Source organism: Gemella sanguinis ATCC 700632 (genome assembly GCF_000701685.1).
Classification (GTDB): Bacteria; Bacillota; Bacilli; order Staphylococcales; family Gemellaceae; genus Gemella; species Gemella sanguinis.
Genome location: NZ_JNJO01000003.1, coordinates 114,637 through 132,130 on the forward strand (window position 1 = coordinate 114,637; position 17,494 = coordinate 132,130).

The following is a 17,494-nucleotide window of genomic DNA, read 5'->3' on the forward strand; positions in this document are numbered from 1 at the left end:
ATAATAAACAAAGAAAGTGAGAGAAGCTATGTACAGTTATGATAGACAGCTAATTTTAGAAGACGGAACGGTTTATAAAGGTTATGGTTTTGGAGCTAATACACCAATGACAGGAGAAGTAGTTTTCAATACTGGTATGACAGGATATCAAGAAACATTGTCAGATCCATCATATAATGGTCAAATAGTTACATTTACTTATCCATTAATAGGGAATTACGGAATCAATAGAGATGACTTTGAAACAATCAATCCAAGTATTAAAGGATTAGTAGTAAGAGAAGTATGTCACAAACCATCAAACTTTAGAACTGAGTATAGTTTAGATGAAGTGCTAAAAGAACTAAATATCCCTGGTATCTCAGGTATAGATACTCGTAGTCTAACTAGAAAAATTAGAGAACACGGTACAGTAAAAGGGATAATAACAGATCTTTGTATGGATCCAGAAGAAGAGTTAGAAAAATTAAGAAATACAACATTACCAACTAACCAAATAGAACAAGTTTCTACACAAAAAGCTTTCTTATCATCAGGAAGCGGATATAGAGTAGTTCTAGTAGATTTAGGTATGAAATCAGGAATATTAAGAGAATTAAATGAAAGAAACTGTGATATCGTAGTAGTTCCACATAATGTAACAGCGGCAGAAATCTTCCGATTAAATCCAGATGGAATTATGTTAAGTAATGGACCAGGGGACCCAGTGGATGTTCCAGAAACAATTGAAATGCTTAAAGAAGTAATACCGAAAATTCCAATTTTTGGTATTTGTATGGGACACCAACTTATTTCTTTAGCGTCAGGTGCAAAAACTTATAAATTAAAATTTGGACACCGCGGAGCTAACCACCCAGTTAAAAATCTATTAACAGGAAAAGTTGATATAACATCACAAAACCATGGTTATAGTGTTGATATAGAATCATTAAAAGACACAGACTTAGAACTTACTCATTTATCAGTAAATGATAAAACTTGTGAAGGTGTAAGACATAAAAAATATCCAGTCTTCACAGTTCAATATCACCCAGAAGCATCACCAGGGCCACATGATCCTAACTATCTATTTGACCAATTTATAGATAATATGAAAGCTTTCAAAGAAAGTAAGAAAAAATAATAGTAAATAGATAAGTATAAAAGTTTAGTAGTAAGATAATAAGGAGAATAACAATGCCAAAACGTAATGATATAAAAACTATTTTAGTAATTGGTTCTGGACCAATTACAATAGGTCAAGCTGCAGAATTTGACTACGCTGGAACACAAGCATGTCTTTCATTAAGAGAAGAAGGATATGAAGTAATATTAGTAAACTCAAATCCAGCGACTATTATGACTGATAAAGAAATTGCTGATAAAGTATATATGGAGCCTCTTACTTTAGAGTTCGTTAGTAAAGTTATCCGCAAAGAAAGACCAGATGCGCTATTACCGACATTAGGAGGGCAAGTAGGACTTAACCTTGCTGTAGAACTTCACAAAAGTGGTGTATTAGACAGATATGGGGTAGAACTATTAGGAACTAAATTAAGTTCAATTGAACAAGCAGAAGACAGAGAACTATTTAGAAATCTTATGAATGAACTTAATGAACCAGTACCTGAATCTGATATTATTACAACAGTTGAAGAAGCTTATGAGTTCGTTCGTGAAATAGGGTATCCGGTAATTGTTCGTCCAGCATTCACAATGGGAGGAACAGGTGGAGGAATCTGCTATAACGATAAAGACTTAGAAGAAATCGTAAGTAGTGGACTACACTATTCACCAGTAACTCAATGTCTATTAGAAAAATCAATCGCAGGATTTAAAGAAATTGAATATGAAGTAATGCGTGACTCAAACGATACAGCAATCGTTGTATGTAATATGGAAAATATTGACCCAGTTGGTATTCATACAGGGGACTCAGTAGTAGTAGCTCCATCACAAACGTTAACTGATAGAGAATACCACATGTTACGTGATGTATCTTTAAAAATTATCCGTGCGCTAAAAATCGAAGGTGGATGTAACGTGCAACTTGCACTTGATCCAGAATCATTTAAATACTATATTATCGAAGTAAATCCAAGGGTTTCTCGTTCATCAGCTCTAGCTTCAAAAGCTACAGGTTACCCAATAGCGAAAATTGCAGCAAAAATTGCGGTAGGATTAACACTAGATGAAATTATAAACCCAGTTACTAAAAATTCTTATGCATGCTTCGAGCCAACATTAGACTATGTAGTAAGTAAAATTCCAAGATTCCCATTTGATAAATTCGAGAATGCTGATAGAAAATTAGGAACTCAAATGAAAGCAACTGGAGAAGTTATGGCAATGGGTAGAACTTATGAAGAAAGTTTACTAAAAGCTATTCGTTCTCTAGAATATGGTGTGCATCACTTAGGATTACCAAACGGTGATGATTTCACATTAGAAGAAATATTAGATAAAGTAAAACAAGCTGGAGATGAGAGATTATTCTTTATCGGTGAAGCTTTAAGACGTGGACAAAGTACACAAGATATTCACGATATAACTAAAATTGATATGTTCTTCTTAGAAAAAATGCAAAACATTATTGATATTGAGCATGAATTAAAAGAAAATGTAGGTAATACTGATTTATTAGAATACGCTAAAAAATATGGTTTCTCTGACAAAGTAATTGCACATAGATGGAATACTACAGAAGAAGAAATCTATAAACTTCGTCAAGAAAATAATATTGTACCAGTATTCAAAATGGTAGATACGTGTGCTGCAGAGTTCGTTTCTGAAACACCATACTTCTACTCAAGTTATGAACAAGAACAAGAGTCAATCGTTAGTGATAAGAAAAAAATTATTGTACTTGGATCAGGACCAATAAGAATTGGACAAGGGGTAGAGTTCGACTACGCAACAGTTCATGCGGTAATGGCTATTAAAGATGCTGGTTATGAAGCTATTATAGTAAATAATAACCCAGAAACAGTATCAACAGACTTCACTATTTCTGATAAACTTTACTTCGAACCACTTACTCAAGAAGACGTAATGGCAATTATTAACCACGAAAATCCAATCGGAGTAGTTGTTCAATTCGGTGGACAAACTGCAATTAACTTGGCAGATAAATTAGAAAAATATGGAGTGAAAATTTTAGGAACTGCATTAGAAGAAATTGATAATGCGGAAGATAGAGATAAATTTGAAGAATTACTTCATAAATTAGATATTCCTCAACCATTAGGAAAAACTGCATTTGATGTTGAAACTGCGGTTCAAAACGCTAAAGAAATCGGATATCCAGTATTAGTTAGACCATCATACGTACTTGGTGGACGCGCGATGGAAATAGTTTACGAAGAATCAGAATTACGTCGCTATATGAAAACAGCGGTTAAACTTACTCCAGAGCACCCAGTATTAACAGACCGTTACCTAGTTGGTAGAGAAATAGAGGTTGATGCAATTAGTGATGGAGAAACAGTAATTATTCCAGGTATTATGGAACATATTGAAAGAGCTGGGGTACACTCAGGGGACTCAATCGCAGTATATCCTCCTCAAACACTGACAGAAAGTGAAAAAGAAAAATTAATTGAATATACAATAAAACTAGCAAAAGGATTAAATATTGTTGGATTACTAAACATTCAATATGTAATTAGTAAAGGAGAAGTATTCGTACTTGAGGTAAACCCACGAAGCTCACGTACAGTACCATTCTTAAGTAAAATTACAGGAGTTCCTATGGCGAAACTTGCTGCAGGAGCAATAATTGGAGAGACTCTAAAATCTAAAGGATACGAAACAGGCCTTCTACCAGAAAGCAAAAATGTTTATACGAAAGTTCCAGTATTCAGTTTCCAAAAACTTAAAGATGTAGATACTACATTAGGACCTGAGATGAAATCAACAGGAGAAGTAATGGGAAGTGATGTTACACTAGAAAAATCACTATATAAAGGATTACTAGCAGCTGGAATCAAAGTAAGTGATCAAGGAAATATCTTATTTACTATCAGTGATGATGATAAAGAAGAAGCGCTAAATATAGCTAAACGATTCTCTGATATCGGGTATAATCTACTTGCGACAGAAGGAACAGCTAAATTCTTGGAAAATAATGGATTAAGAGTAACTGCTGTTGGAAAAATTAACCAAAGCGACTATAGTGTGTTAGATGCAATCTATAAAGGAGATGTTGATGTAGTAATTAACACAACATCAAAAGATAAAGATGTTACAAAAGATGGATTCAAGATTCGTCGAGTTGCAAGTGAACAAGAGATTGTATGTTTAACATCATTAGACACTGCAGATGCATTATTAAAAGTATTAGAATCAATTTCATTCCACATTCTGCCACTTTAGGAGTTAAGTATGGATTACGTAAAAATTTTAAAGTATGGAAAGATAATAAATTTAACTTTTTATATAGAACATGATAAACCATTTGAAATTGGTGAAAAGATGAATGGAATATATGAAAAAGCATATATGAATGGTTATAACTGGGAAGCATTTCTAAATTATTATTTAGAGAAAAACTCTCCTGAAGTATTAGAAGGAATAGAGATGGATCCAGAAGTGGGAATCCTTACAGCATATTATGATAATACTTTAGGAAATGAAGAGAAGGCAGAAAAGTTAAAAAATATCATTATTGATCTAATTGAAAATGAAGAAAAGTTATACAAAGTATTAAAAGATGAAGGTTCAAAAATCAATTGGGATTAATACTTTAAAAAAGTAAAGATAGAAAAGGTTAGAAGTTATCAGTAATTAATAAAACTACTGAGATTAAGGTTAGTAAAAATACATAGGGAGGAATCTTAAAAATTGATGTTAACAATTATATTTTTAAGTGACTCCCTTTTTTAGAAAAAGGAGTGGGTTGATGGATACTTATTTAACGACAGTAGTAAGTAACGAACAAATTGCGGATAAAATTTTTAGAATAGAATTGCAAGGTGATATAGTTAAGGAAATGAATACACCTGGACAATTCGTTAATATAAAGGTAAGTAATAGTTATGAATTTTTATTAAGAAGACCTATTTCAATTTGTGAAATTAATAAAGAAAAAAATACTTTTGTTATGGTCTATAGAGCAGATGGTGCTGGAACAAAGAAAATTTCACAATTGAAAAAAGGCGAAGAAGTGGATGTCTTAGGTCCACTAGGAAAAGGTTATGATGTTTATACACTAAAGGAAGGTCAAACTGCATTACTAGTTGGTGGAGGAATAGGAGTGCCACCATTATATGAATTAGCTAAGCAGTTTAAAAATGAAGGAATTAAAACAATACATATTTTAGGTTTTAATAATAAAAAAGATGTATTTTATGAAGATAAGTTCTCTGAATTAGGGACAACATATGTAGCAACAGCAGATGGTACATATGGAGAAAAGGGATTTGTAACAGATGTTATAAAAAAATATGATATTGCATATGATAAATATTTTAGTTGTGGGCCATTTGCAATGCTTAAAGCATTAACAACAATGGATGAAGAAAAAATAGGGTATATTTCTTTAGAAGAAAGAATGGCTTGCGGTGTTGGAGCTTGTTATGCATGTGTCTGTGAAAAACAAGATGGAAGTATTTCACGTGTTTGTTATGATGGACCGGTATATGAATCAACAGAAATAGCATTATAGGAGGAAGTATGAGCGAAAGATTACGAGTAAAATTACCCGGATTAGATTTAAAAAATCCAATAATGCCAGCATCAGGTTGTTTCGCATTTGGCTTAGAATATGCTAATTTTTATGATTTAAGTCAACTTGGAGCGATAATGATAAAAGCTGCAACAAAAGAACCTCGATTTGGAAATCCTACACCACGTGTTGCTGAAACATCTAGCGGGATGTTAAATGCAATAGGATTACAAAATCCTGGAGTACATGAGATAATGGGAACAAAATTAAAAGAATTGGAAAAATATGATGTTCCGATAATTGCTAATGTGGCTGGAAGTGAAATAGATGACTATGTTTATGTAGCTGAGCACATTAGTAAAGCGCCAAATGTTTGTGCTTTAGAACTAAATATATCTTGTCCAAATGTAAAACATGGTGGTATTCAATTTGGTACAGATCCAGAGACAGCAAAAAATCTTACAAAAAAAGTTAAAGAAGTATCTAGTGTACCAGTATATGTAAAACTATCTCCTAATGTAACAGACATAGTCTCTATGGCTAAAGCAGTAGAAGAAGGTGGAGCTGATGGTATTACTATGATAAATACATTAGTAGGTATTAGACTAGATAGAAAAACTGGGAAACCAATAATAGCTAATGTAACAGGAGGTTTATCAGGACCTGCAGTAAAACCAGTTGCTATTAGAATGGTATATCAAGTATCTCAAGCTGTAAACATTCCTATTATAGGAATGGGTGGAGTAATGGATGAGTGGGATGTTATTGACTTTATCTCAGCAGGTGCAAGCGCAGTAGCTGTAGGTACTGCAAACTTTGCTGATCCATATGCTTGCCCAAAAATTATAAACAAACTTGAAAGTGCTCTTGATGAACTAGGAGTCGAGCACATACTTGATATTAAAGGACGAGCTTACAAATAATAAAACTATATTAAAGGAGACAAATTGATGAAAAAAGACGTAATTATTGCATTAGATTTTCCAACATTAGAGGATACATTAAATTTCTTAGATAAGTTTGATGATGAAAAACTATTCGTTAAAGTTGGTATGGAATTATATCTACAAAATGGTCCAGTAGTTCTTGAAAAAATTAAAGAATTAGGACATAAAGTATTTTTAGACTTAAAACTACATGATATTCCAAATACAGTCTACGGAGCTACAAAAGGGTTAGCTCAGTTCAAAGTAGATATTCTAACTGTGCATGGTGCAGGAGGATATGAAATGTTAGCTGCAGCTAAAAGAGGAATGGTAGAAGGTGGAAGCCCTGATACAAATGTAATAGCAATAACTCAGCTTACATCAACATCTGAAGAAGCGATGAAAGAAGAACAATTAGTAGCGGCTTCATTAGAAGAGAGTGTAATAAATTACGCAAAACTTGCTAAAAAAGCAGGACTTGATGGAGTTGTTTCATCAGTTTGGGAAGCTAGAATCATTAGAGAAAACTGTGGTGAAGACTTCTTAAAAGTAACTCCTGGTATACGTCTAGAGACTGATGAAGTAGGGGATCAAAAACGTGTTGCGACACCAACTGTTGCAGCAAGTGAAGGTAGTACACATATAGTAGTAGGCCGTTCAATTACAAAAGCTAAAAACCCAAGAGAAGTTTATAATCTAATTAAAGAACAATTTACTAAGTAATAAAATATAGAAGCTAAGGAGAATTAAAATGACTTTAGAAAGAAAAATAGCTAAAAACTTACTAGAAATAGAAGCAGTTGCCTTAAGACCAAATGATTATTTCACATGGACTTCAGGAATTAAATCACCTATTTACTGTGATAATAGAATAACAATGTCATATCCAAAAATCAGAAGAGAAATCGCTGCTGGATTAAGTGAAGTAATTAAAAAGAATTTTCCAGAGGTAGAAGTAGTAGCGGGAACAGCAACAGCAGGTATTCCTCATGCTGCATGGGTAAGTGAAGTGTTAGATTTACCTATGATTTATGTTAGAGACTCAGCAAAAAAACACGGTAAAACTAACCAAATCGAAGGAAGATTACTAGAAGGACAAAAAGTTGTTATTATCGAAGACTTAATTTCTACAGGATTATCTTCATTAAAAGTTGCTAAAGCACTAGAAGAAGCAGGTGCAGTAGTACAAGGGGTAGTAGCAATCTTTAGTTACGAACTTAAAAAAGCTCAAGATGCTTTTGCAGCGGACAAAGTAGAATACCACACATTAACTAACTATAACTTTTTAATTGAAGAAGCGGTAGCAAGTAATTACATTAAACAAGAAGATGTAGAAAAACTTCTTGAATGGAGAAATAACTTATAACATACTAAAAAGCACGTAAGGATTATATTACGTGTTTTTTATATTCATAAAAATAATGACTATCACTTTCACATATGATATAATTAAATAATATTATAAGGTAGTGAGGTATAGAAAATGGATAATATTATTGATGTAACAGTTCCAGTAGCAGAAGTTGTTGACAAACACCCAGAAGTTTTAGATATTTTAGTAGATTTAGGATTTAAACCATTAGCTAATCCAATAATGAGAAATACTCTAGGAAGAAAGACTTCATTAAAAATGGGTTCTAAGTTAGCTGGTATAAAAATAGAAGATATAGTTGCTACATTAGAAGCTAATGGATATGAAGTAGTAGGATTAAACTAATGACAAAAACAAGAATAGAAGTATTAAAAGATATTTTATTAAGATTGCATAACGGAGCAAGTGCGGATTCTGTACAAGATGAATTCAATGAACATTTTACAGGTGTATCAGCTATTGAAATAAGTTTAATGGAACATGAACTTATGAATTCTGATTCAGGTGTAACATTTGAAGATGTTATGAAATTATGTAATGTTCATGCAAATCTATTTAAAGGTGCTATTAAAACAGTAGAAGTAGAAGATAGTGAACACCCTGGTCATCCTGTGCAAGTATTTAAACAAGAAAATCTAGCGCTAAGAGCGGCTATTATTCGAGTAAGACGTATACTAGAAAACTATAAAAAGGTTGAAAACACACCATCTCAAGAAGCCGTGCTAAAAGGTCTTGGGCGTCAGTTAGCTCTGTTAGGACAGTTTGATATTCATTATAAGAGAAAAGAAGAGTTAATGTTCCCTATTATGGAGCGTTATGGTCATGATGCACCACCAAAAGTAATGTGGGGTGTGGATGATGAGATAAGAGACTTATTTAGTGACGCTCTACATGAAGCTCATAAACTACCTAATAGTGATATAGAAGTAGTTAAAGAAAAATTTGAGAAGTTTGTTAAAGAATTTGAGGAAATGATTTTTAAAGAAGAATCAATTTTACTTATGATTTTATTAGAAACATTTAATCAAGATGACTGGCTAACTATCGCAAAAGAAAGTGATGCTTATGGATATGCAATTATTACACCAACTGAAGAATGGGTACCTAAGAGAGAGGATTTTGAAGAACCTGTAGAAGAAATTTGCCAAACAGAAATAACTGAAGAAGGTGTAATGCAAAAAGTTATTACAACACCAGAAGGTGAGATAACTATTTCATTTAAACCAAATAAAAAAGAAGAAAAAGTAGTTGATAGAACTACTCCTCAAAAATTTGGTAAAGGATACTTATCTGTAGATCAAGCAGATTTAATATTAAATCATCTACCAATGGAAATCACTTTTGTTAATAAGGACGATATATTCCAATATTATAATGATCATTGTCCAGAACAAGATATGATATTTAAACGTACACCTAGTCAAGTAGGGAGAAATGTAGAACTTTGTCATCCACCAAAATACTTAGAAAAAGTAAAAATAATAATGCAAAATTTACGTGATGGTAAAAAAGATAAGTATGAAATGTGGTTCAAATCAGAATCTCGTGGGAAATTTGTTCATATAGTTTATGCTGCAGTTAGAAATGAGCAAGGTGAATTCGAAGGAGTTCTAGAATATGTTCAAGATATTCAACCATATCGTGATATAGACACAGATTTGAATAGAGACTTATAAGAAAAGAGCAACGTTAAAAAATTACTTAACGTTGCTTTTTAATTTAAAATATTTTGTCGAAAACTTGTTTTTTTGCTTTCATGCTAGTTAGAGTAATAGCAACTATAATTAATATCGCATAAATTACTCCCAAAATATGAGATATGTTTGGATACTCTAACAACAAGAAAATAGTAGCAGTATTTAATATTATTAGTCCAATAATACAAAAGAATGCAATTATCCCAAGTAATATCTGACTCATTCCTCGAGTACTAAGTTCAAGTATATTATTCCAGTTTAAATAGAGTTTATTAAAATCTCTAGTAAAACTATAAAATGCTATAGCTATACCGGTAATGATATATGAAAAAATAGTAATAATAAATAATTCAATTGATATTCCAGCCAATATAAGCATTATCATGAACATAATAACACCTAAAGAAATTTGAAGGAATGTACTTACAATAAATTTTGTTTTTATGTATTTTTTAAAATCCATCGGTAAAGATTTCAAGTGATAGTAATCTTGTTTTTCAAGAGAGATTGCAACACCTGTAAAACTGATAGGATTAAACATCATAAGTAAAGCCATTGAAAATCCAAAACAAATTGCAAAAGGATAGAATTCTATTCCAAGTTGGATTCCACCTTCACGTCTTATTTGTATTATAGCTCCGGCAAAAATTATAATAGATAATAGATAACTAGAGAAAATATTAGCAAGAAGTGTACCATGACTAAATAGATTAAAATTACGTTTGATTAATTTTGCATTTAGAGAGGTGTGTTTAGAACTCCTTTCTTTGTGTTCTTTTTGTTTTGAACTTAAAGTTGTTTTATGAACACCAGCTATTCTATGAATATCATTTAAATATTTTTTAGCCACTAAGGTATTCACTAAAATAACTATAACAATAGTAATGATAATCAAGATAAGTAAATTCATATAAGATTCTTTTGTTAGTATATCAAAGAAAAAGTCTCCTCTATATTTTGTTTGCAGTAACATTAAATCATTAGAAACAAGTTCTTTAGATAAGATAACATACCCTGCTCCTAATAGTAATCCGAAGATTATAATAATACCATTAATTTTATTTTTATTTTTTTCAAAATTAGGTATGTATGTAATTGTGGATAAAAGTAATGTTAGTCCTCCAGAAATAATAATAATTATGCATAATGAGTAAATAAGTGAAATTATAATCTGGATTAATGAAAATTCTGTATTAACTGCTATAATAAAGTTAATTACAATCACAGGGATAAATAATCCAGATAGTTGGAAAAGTAATACTAAAAATTTTCCAATAAATAATTCTTTTTCACTAACGGGTAACGGTAGTAAAGAATGGGTATCTTTACTTTCATAAAACATATTTAAAAATGTTGTTGATAGTGTTAAAGCAGTCATTATAATTAAAAATAATAATATGTATTTATAAGAAGGACCTTCTAGAACACTGCTAAACATTGAATTACCGAATAATATATAGAAGACGACTATATTAAGTATATTTAAAAGTAATAGATTATTAAATATTTTCTTTCTAATATCAGCAGTTCCCTTATATTTTTTTCTATATTTTGCTGTTTGCATAGGATTAATATACATTAAGTTAGTAAAAAATAAATTTTTTATGATATTCAAGCGCATATTAAACACCACCTAGATTATATCGATTAGAACTTTTGATTAGGTTAAGATAAATTTCTTCGAGTGAGTTTCCTTCGTGTTGTGCTCTTAACTCATCAAGTGTTCCGACAAAAATAAGTTTACCATGGCTAAGAATACCAATTCTATCACATAGATGTTCTGCAACTTCTAAGACATGTGTAGAAAATAATACGCTATGACCTTGTTTTGTATGTTCTTTCATAAGATTTTTCAAATCAAAGGATGCTTGTGGATCAAGTCCAGTCATTGGTTCATCCATTATCCAAAAGCGAGGGTTAGATAAAAGGGCAGCTATAAGAAAAACTTTTTGACGCATACCATGAGAAAATGAATTTATTTCTTGATGTTCAACACCTATCATGTTAAATAACTTAGAGTATTCGTATATACGCTCTTCTGTTGTTTTTTCATCAAGTTCATAAAGGTTGGCAATTAGAGACCAATATTCATATGGGGATAACGTTAAAAATATGTCAGGGCTATCAGGGACATAACCTATTTGCTTTTTACATTCTAGTCGATTATCACGTAAGTTCATATTATCAAAGAAAATATCTCCGCTACTAACTTCAATTATACTAGTTAAAGCCTTTATAGCTGTAGATTTTCCAGCCCCGTTGTGCCCTATTAGCCCAAATATTTCACCATCGTTAATAGCAAGATTAAGATTGTCTAATGCCAATTTAGAGTCGTATTGCTTTGAGACATTTTTGAATTCTATCATAAATGTATTTCCTCCTACTAAAATTAAGTATTTTAATTATAACAGTTATAAAGACTAAAAGATAGTATTTATAAGAATAACAAGCTTGTATTTTTTTAAATGATTTTTATAGAAGAAGGGGAAATAAATAGATAATTACATTCTAGATACACCTGGAAATGTGAGTTTGAAACTTAAAGTTTGATACACCTGGTAATGTGTAAAAATAAAAGCTTGAAATATAAAGGATAAAACATCTTAAAAAAATTCAAAAAAATACTTGACAATGAAAAACAAAAGTGTTATTATTTTAAAAGTGAGTGTTTAGGCACTCTGTGTAAAGCCGCTATGGCTTAAAATTTATTTTAAAAATATGAACCACCTGGATGAGTGATTCATAAAACTATCGAGGAAAGGAGGAAACCATAGAAATGCCAACTATTAACCAATTAGTTCGTAAACCTCGTAAATCAAAAGTATCAAAATCAGATTCACCAGCTCTTAACAAAGGGTATAACTCTAAGAGAAAGAAAGAAACTAACATTTCTTCTCCACAAAAAAGAGGAGTTTGTACTCGTGTTGGGACTATGACACCTAAAAAACCTAACTCAGCTTTACGTAAATATGCACGTGTTCGTTTATCAAACCAAATCGAAGTGACAGCATATATCCCAGGTATCGGACACAACCTACAAGAACACAGTGTTGTACTTATTCGTGGAGGACGTGTAAAAGACTTACCAGGGGTACGTTACCACATTATTCGTGGAGCTTTAGATACTGCAGGAGTTAACGACCGTAAACAAGGACGTTCTCTATACGGTGCTAAAAAACCAAAAGAGAAAAAATAATAAATAGAAAATAATTTGATAAAAGAATTTCGTGAAAGGAGGCAACATTATGCCACGTAAAGGTCCAGTTGCAAAACGTGATGTTTTGCCAGATCCAATTTATAACTCAAAATTAGTTACAAAATTGATTAACAAATTAATGCTAGATGGAAAACGCGGTACAGCTCAAAAAATCCTATATTCTTCATTTGATATCATCAAAGAAAAATCAGGACGTGATGCTATGGAAGTTTTCGAAGAAGCATTAAACAACATTATGCCTGTACTTGAAGTACGTGCTCGTCGTGTTGGTGGTTCTAACTACCAAGTACCAGTTGAAGTACGTGCAGAAAGAAGAATTACATTAGGTCTTCGTTGGTTAGTTAACTACTCTCGTTTAAGAGGAGAAAAAACTATGGAACAACGTTTAGCTAATGAAATTTTAGACGCAGCAAATAACACTGGTTCAGCTGTTAAGAAACGTGAAGATACTCACAAAATGGCTGAAGCTAACAAAGCATTTGCTCACTATCGTTGGTAATTATAAGGTGAATATCAAGCTATTTTATAGCTTGAGTTTTTCACTATAGAAGACAAATTACTCAAAAACTTTAAAAAATATGAAAGGAGAAAATTGACTCATGGCTAGAGCATTTTCTTTAAAAGATACTCGTAATATCGGTATCATGGCTCACATCGACGCAGGTAAAACTACTGCAACAGAGCGTATTTTGTTCTACACTGGGAAAATCCACAAAATCGGAGATACTCACGATGGTAACTCTCAAATGGACTGGATGGAACAAGAACAAGAACGTGGTATCACTATCACATCTGCTGCAACAACTGCTGAGTGGAAAAAACACAGAATCAACATCATCGATACACCAGGACACGTAGACTTCACTGTTGAGGTTGAACGTTCTCTTCGTGTACTTGATGGATCAGTTGCTGTACTTGATGCACAATCAGGTGTTGAACCTCAAACAGAAACTGTTTGGCGTCAAGCAACTACATATGGAGTTCCTCGTATCGTATTCGTTAACAAAATGGATAAAACAGGAGCAGACTTCCTATACTCTGTAGGAACAATCCATGACAGATTACAAGCAAACGCACACCCAATCCAACTTCCAATCGGAGCTGAAGATCAATTCGAAGGTGTTATTGACCTTGTTGAAATGAAAGCTATCTACAACGAAGGAAGCGTAGGGGAAAATCTTGTAGAAAAAGAAATTCCAGCGGAATTACAAGATCAAGCAGAAGAATACCGTGAAAAATTAATCGAAGCTGTTGCAGAATTCGATGAAGAATTCATGGAAAAATACTTAGGTGGAGAAGAAATTTCAGTAGAAGAGCTTAAAGCTGCTATTCGTAAAGCTACTTTATCAGTAGAATTCTTCCCAGTAGTATGTGGATCTGCATTCAAATATAAAGGGGTACAACCAATGCTAGATGCTGTAGTAGAATACCTACCATCTCCATTAGACGTACCAGCAATTAAAGGTATTGACCCATCAACTGATGAGGAAGTAGAAAGACATTCTTCAGACGAAGAACCATTCTCAGCATTAGCTTTCAAAGTTATGACTGACCCATTCGTAGGGAAACTTACTTTCTTCCGTGTATACTCAGGTATACTTTCATCTGGATCATACGTTAAAAACTCAACTAAAGGTAAACGTGAACGTGTAGGACGTATCCTACAAATGCACGCTAACACTCGTAACGAAATCTCTGAAGTATATGCTGGGGATATCGCTGCAGCTGTTGGTCTTAAAGATACTACAACTGGGGACACACTTTGTGATGAGAAAAACGAAGTTATCTTAGAATCAATGGAATTCCCAGAACCAGTTATCCAACTTTCAGTTGAACCAAAATCAAAAGCTGACCAAGATAAAATGGCTACAGCATTACAAAAACTACAAGAAGAAGACCCAACATTCCGTGCAGGAACAGACGAAGAAACTGGACAAGTTATCATCGCTGGTATGGGTGAGCTTCACTTAGACATTATCGTTGACCGTATGCGTCGTGAATTCAAAGTTGAATGTACAGTAGGTGCTCCAATGGTATCTTACCGTGAAACATTCAAACAACCAGCTCAAGTACAAGGTAAATTCACTCGTCAATCTGGTGGACGTGGACAATACGGGGACGTATGGATTGAGTTCACTCCAAACGAACCAGGTGCTGGATTTGAGTTCGAAAATGCTATCGTTGGTGGGGTAGTTCCTCGTGAATACATCCCAGCAGTAGAAGCAGGACTTAAAGATTCTATGGCAAACGGTGTATTAGCTGGATACGAACTAATTGACGTTAAAGCTAAATTATTCGATGGATCATACCACGATGTCGATTCATCTGAAATGGCGTTCAAAGTTGCTGCATCATTAGCTCTTAAAGAAGCTGCTAAAAAATGTAACCCAGTAATCTTAGAACCAATCATGAAAGTTGAAGTAGTTATGCCTGAAGAATATCTAGGAGATATTATGGGTGATATCACTTCACGTCGTGGACGTGTTGAAGGTATGGAAGCTCGTGGTAACGCACAAGTAGTAAGTGCTCAAGTACCACTATCTGAAATGTTCGGATATGCAACTTCTCTACGTTCTTCAACTCAAGGACGTGGTACTTACTCAATGGTATTCGACCACTACGAAGAAGTACCAAAATCAATTTCTGAAGAAATTATCAAAAAAAATAAAGGATAATTAAAAATTATTCTTTATAGTTGCAATTTTTGTTGTAACATTATAAAATATAGTTATCATAGATTGCTATGTGACTGATTTTAAAAAATAAATTTTATTAATTTGAAGGAGACATTTTTAAAATGGCAAAAGAAAAATTCGACCGTAGTAAAACACATGCGAACATCGGAACAATTGGTCACGTTGACCACGGTAAAACAACTTTAACAGCAGCTATCGCTACTGTATTAGCTAAAACTTATGGTGGAGAAGCTAAAGACTACGCTTCAATCGATAACGCACCAGAAGAAAGAGAACGTGGTATCACAATCAACACTTCTCACATCGAGTATGAAACACCAACTCGTCACTACGCACACGTAGACTGCCCAGGACACGCTGACTATGTTAAAAACATGATCACTGGTGCTGCGCAAATGGACGGAGCTATCTTAGTAATCGCTGCTACAGATGGACCAATGGCTCAAACTCGTGAGCACATCTTATTATCTCGTAACGTTGGAGTACCAAAAATTGTTGTATTCTTAAACAAATGTGACATGGTTGATGACGAAGAGTTATTAGAATTAGTAGAAATGGAAGTTCGTGAACTATTATCTGAATACGGATTTGAAGGAGACGATCTACCAGTAATCAAAGGTTCTGCTCTTAAAGCTCTTGAAGGTGACGCTGATGCTGAAAAAGCTATCATCGAACTTATGGAAACAGTTGACGAGTACATCCCAACTCCAGAACGTGATAACGCTAAACCATTCATGATGCCAGTTGAGGACGTATTCTCAATCACTGGACGTGGTACAGTTGCTACAGGACGTGTTGAACGTGGACAAGTTAAAGTTGGAGACGTAGTAGAAATCGTTGGATTAACTGAAGAACCAGCTTCAACTACTGTAACAGGTGTTGAAATGTTCCGTAAATTATTAGATTACGCTGAAGCAGGAGATAACATCGGTGCATTATTACGTGGTGTTGCTCGTGAAGATATCGAACGTGGACAAGTTTTAGCAGCTCCTAAAACAATCACTCCACACACTCAATTCGTAGCTGACGTGTACGTATTATCTAAAGAAGAAGGTGGACGTCACACTCCATTCTTCACAAACTACCGTCCTCAATTCTACTTCCGTACTACTGACGTAACTGGTGTAGTTACTTTACCAGAAGGTACTGAAATGGTAATGCCTGGGGATAACGTATCAATCAACGTAGAACTTATTTCTCCAATCGCGATCGAAGAAGGAACTCGTTTCTCAATTCGTGAAGGTGGACGTACTGTAGGTTCAGGTGTTGTAACTTCAATCGTTAAATAATTTTAATTGATTAAAATAAAAACAAGGTGATTTTTCACCTTGTTTTTTTATGCTTTAAAAATGTAATTATTGGTTGTATATTTAATAAAAATATGGCAATTGTGTTATTTTGAATAATCTATTGCACAAAAATTATCACGGGTGTATAATAAAAGTGTAAATGGTATTAATAGGGGAGGATGATACTATGGACGCGATATATTCAATAATAGCTACCGCTGTGTATATAGCTATTATAGCATTACTCACTCCGAGTTTTTCTAGGGAAAGGGAGTAAAAATTTTAAATCGAGGTTAAGAAATTAGCCCCGATTTATAATTTATAAAAAAAAAAATTAAAAAAGTTGTTGACAAGTAGTAAAAGATATAATATAATTAATAACGTAGCAAATAAATATAACAAATGCGGGTGTAGTTTAGTGGTAAAACCTCAGTCTTCCAAACTGATGTTGTGAGTTCGATTCTCATCACCCGCTCCATTTTTTTATATAAAGGATTTTTCCACAGTAGCTCAGTTGGTAGTAGCATCTGACTGTTAATCAGAGGGTCGTAGGTTCGAGTCCTACCTGTGGAGTAAAGTACGGCTGTGTATGCAGCCGTATATTTTTTTGTAAAAAGCTATAAATAAGTATTATCAAAACTGATTTTATGGTA

General features: G+C 33.2%; 15 protein-coding genes and 2 tRNA genes. 15 read left to right on the forward strand and 2 right to left on the reverse strand.

What is annotated here, in order from left to right; all coding sequences use genetic code 11:
* Positions 1–28: 28 nt before the first annotated feature.
* From carA to T369_RS0102725, 9 genes are all read left to right on the forward strand, one after another.
* Positions 29–1,123 (forward strand): glutamine-hydrolyzing carbamoyl-phosphate synthase small subunit, encoded by a 1,095-nt coding sequence (gene carA / locus T369_RS0102685; RefSeq protein WP_031551410.1) that lies wholly within the window; start codon positions 29–31, stop codon positions 1,121–1,123.
* A 53-nt stretch (positions 1,124–1,176) separates the two neighbouring features.
* A complete protein-coding gene (carB, locus tag T369_RS0102690) occupies positions 1,177–4,353 on the forward strand; it encodes a carbamoyl-phosphate synthase large subunit (RefSeq protein ID WP_031551413.1) in 3,177 nt (1,058 codons plus the stop codon).
* A 9-nt stretch (positions 4,354–4,362) separates the two neighbouring features.
* Positions 4,363–4,719, forward strand: coding sequence for an Imm51 family immunity protein (locus tag T369_RS0102695; RefSeq protein WP_031551415.1), 357 nt, complete (start codon positions 4,363–4,365; stop codon positions 4,717–4,719).
* A 127-nt stretch (positions 4,720–4,846) separates the two neighbouring features.
* Positions 4,847–5,644, forward strand: coding sequence for a dihydroorotate dehydrogenase electron transfer subunit (locus T369_RS0102700; RefSeq protein WP_311136342.1), 798 nt, complete (start codon positions 4,847–4,849; stop codon positions 5,642–5,644).
* Between the two features lie 8 nt (positions 5,645–5,652).
* Positions 5,653–6,567 carry a dihydroorotate dehydrogenase gene (locus T369_RS0102705; protein ID WP_031551418.1) on the forward strand — a complete coding sequence of 305 codons (915 nt, stop codon included), beginning with the start codon at positions 5,653–5,655 and terminating at the stop codon, positions 6,565–6,567.
* Between the two features lie 27 nt (positions 6,568–6,594).
* Positions 6,595–7,293 carry an orotidine-5'-phosphate decarboxylase gene (gene pyrF, locus T369_RS0102710; RefSeq protein ID WP_031551421.1) on the forward strand — a complete coding sequence of 233 codons (699 nt, stop codon included), beginning with the start codon at positions 6,595–6,597 and terminating at the stop codon, positions 7,291–7,293.
* 28 nt (positions 7,294–7,321) lie between these two features.
* Complete coding sequence (gene pyrE, locus T369_RS0102715) at positions 7,322–7,936, forward strand: orotate phosphoribosyltransferase (RefSeq protein ID WP_031551425.1); 615 nt, start codon at positions 7,322–7,324, stop codon at positions 7,934–7,936.
* A gap of 117 nt (positions 7,937–8,053) precedes the next feature.
* The gene (locus T369_RS0102720) at positions 8,054–8,287 is read left to right on the forward strand and encodes a DUF1858 domain-containing protein (protein ID WP_006364517.1); all 234 of its coding nucleotides are present in this window, start codon (positions 8,054–8,056) and stop codon (positions 8,285–8,287) included.
* Positions 8,287–9,618: a DUF438 domain-containing protein gene (locus T369_RS0102725; RefSeq protein ID WP_031551428.1), complete on the forward strand. Its 1,332-nt coding sequence runs from the start codon at positions 8,287–8,289 to the stop codon at positions 9,616–9,618. The genes T369_RS0102720 and T369_RS0102725 overlap by 1 nt, the downstream gene beginning before the upstream one ends.
* Positions 9,619–9,661: 43 nt before the next feature.
* On the opposite strand, the gene T369_RS0102730 is transcribed toward T369_RS0102725, so the two are convergent.
* Together T369_RS0102730 and T369_RS0102735 are read right to left on the reverse strand one after the other, a co-directional pair.
* Positions 9,662–11,260 carry a hypothetical protein gene (locus T369_RS0102730; protein ID WP_031551431.1) on the reverse strand — a complete coding sequence of 533 codons (1,599 nt, stop codon included), beginning with the start codon at positions 11,258–11,260 and terminating at the stop codon, positions 9,662–9,664.
* A 1-nt stretch (position 11,261) separates the two neighbouring features.
* The gene (locus T369_RS0102735; RefSeq protein ID WP_006364514.1) at positions 11,262–12,005 is read right to left on the reverse strand and encodes an ABC transporter ATP-binding protein; all 744 of its coding nucleotides are present in this window, start codon (positions 12,003–12,005) and stop codon (positions 11,262–11,264) included.
* A gap of 410 nt (positions 12,006–12,415) precedes the next feature.
* Here T369_RS0102735 and rpsL point away from each other — a divergent pair, with 410 nt between their 5' ends.
* The 6 genes from rpsL to T369_RS0102770 all read left to right on the forward strand — a co-directional run bounded on the left by rpsL (position 12,416) and on the right by T369_RS0102770 (position 17,414).
* A complete protein-coding gene (gene rpsL, locus T369_RS0102740; RefSeq protein ID WP_006364513.1) occupies positions 12,416–12,835 on the forward strand; it encodes a 30S ribosomal protein S12 in 420 nt (139 codons plus the stop codon).
* Between the two features lie 49 nt (positions 12,836–12,884).
* Positions 12,885–13,355 (forward strand): 30S ribosomal protein S7, encoded by a 471-nt coding sequence (gene rpsG, locus T369_RS0102745; protein WP_006364512.1) that lies wholly within the window; start codon positions 12,885–12,887, stop codon positions 13,353–13,355.
* Positions 13,356–13,455: 100 nt separating this feature from the next.
* Positions 13,456–15,531, forward strand: a complete 2,076-nt coding sequence (fusA, locus tag T369_RS0102750; protein ID WP_031551436.1) for an elongation factor G — start codon at positions 13,456–13,458, stop codon at positions 15,529–15,531.
* Between the two features lie 122 nt (positions 15,532–15,653).
* Positions 15,654–16,841 (forward strand): elongation factor Tu, encoded by a 1,188-nt coding sequence (gene tuf, locus T369_RS0102755; protein ID WP_031551439.1) that lies wholly within the window; start codon positions 15,654–15,656, stop codon positions 16,839–16,841.
* A 404-nt stretch (positions 16,842–17,245) separates the two neighbouring features.
* A tRNA-Gly gene (locus T369_RS0102765) sits at positions 17,246–17,319 on the forward strand.
* A gap of 21 nt (positions 17,320–17,340) precedes the next feature.
* Positions 17,341–17,414, forward strand: a tRNA-Asn gene (locus tag T369_RS0102770).
* Positions 17,415–17,494 lie beyond the last annotated feature (80 nt).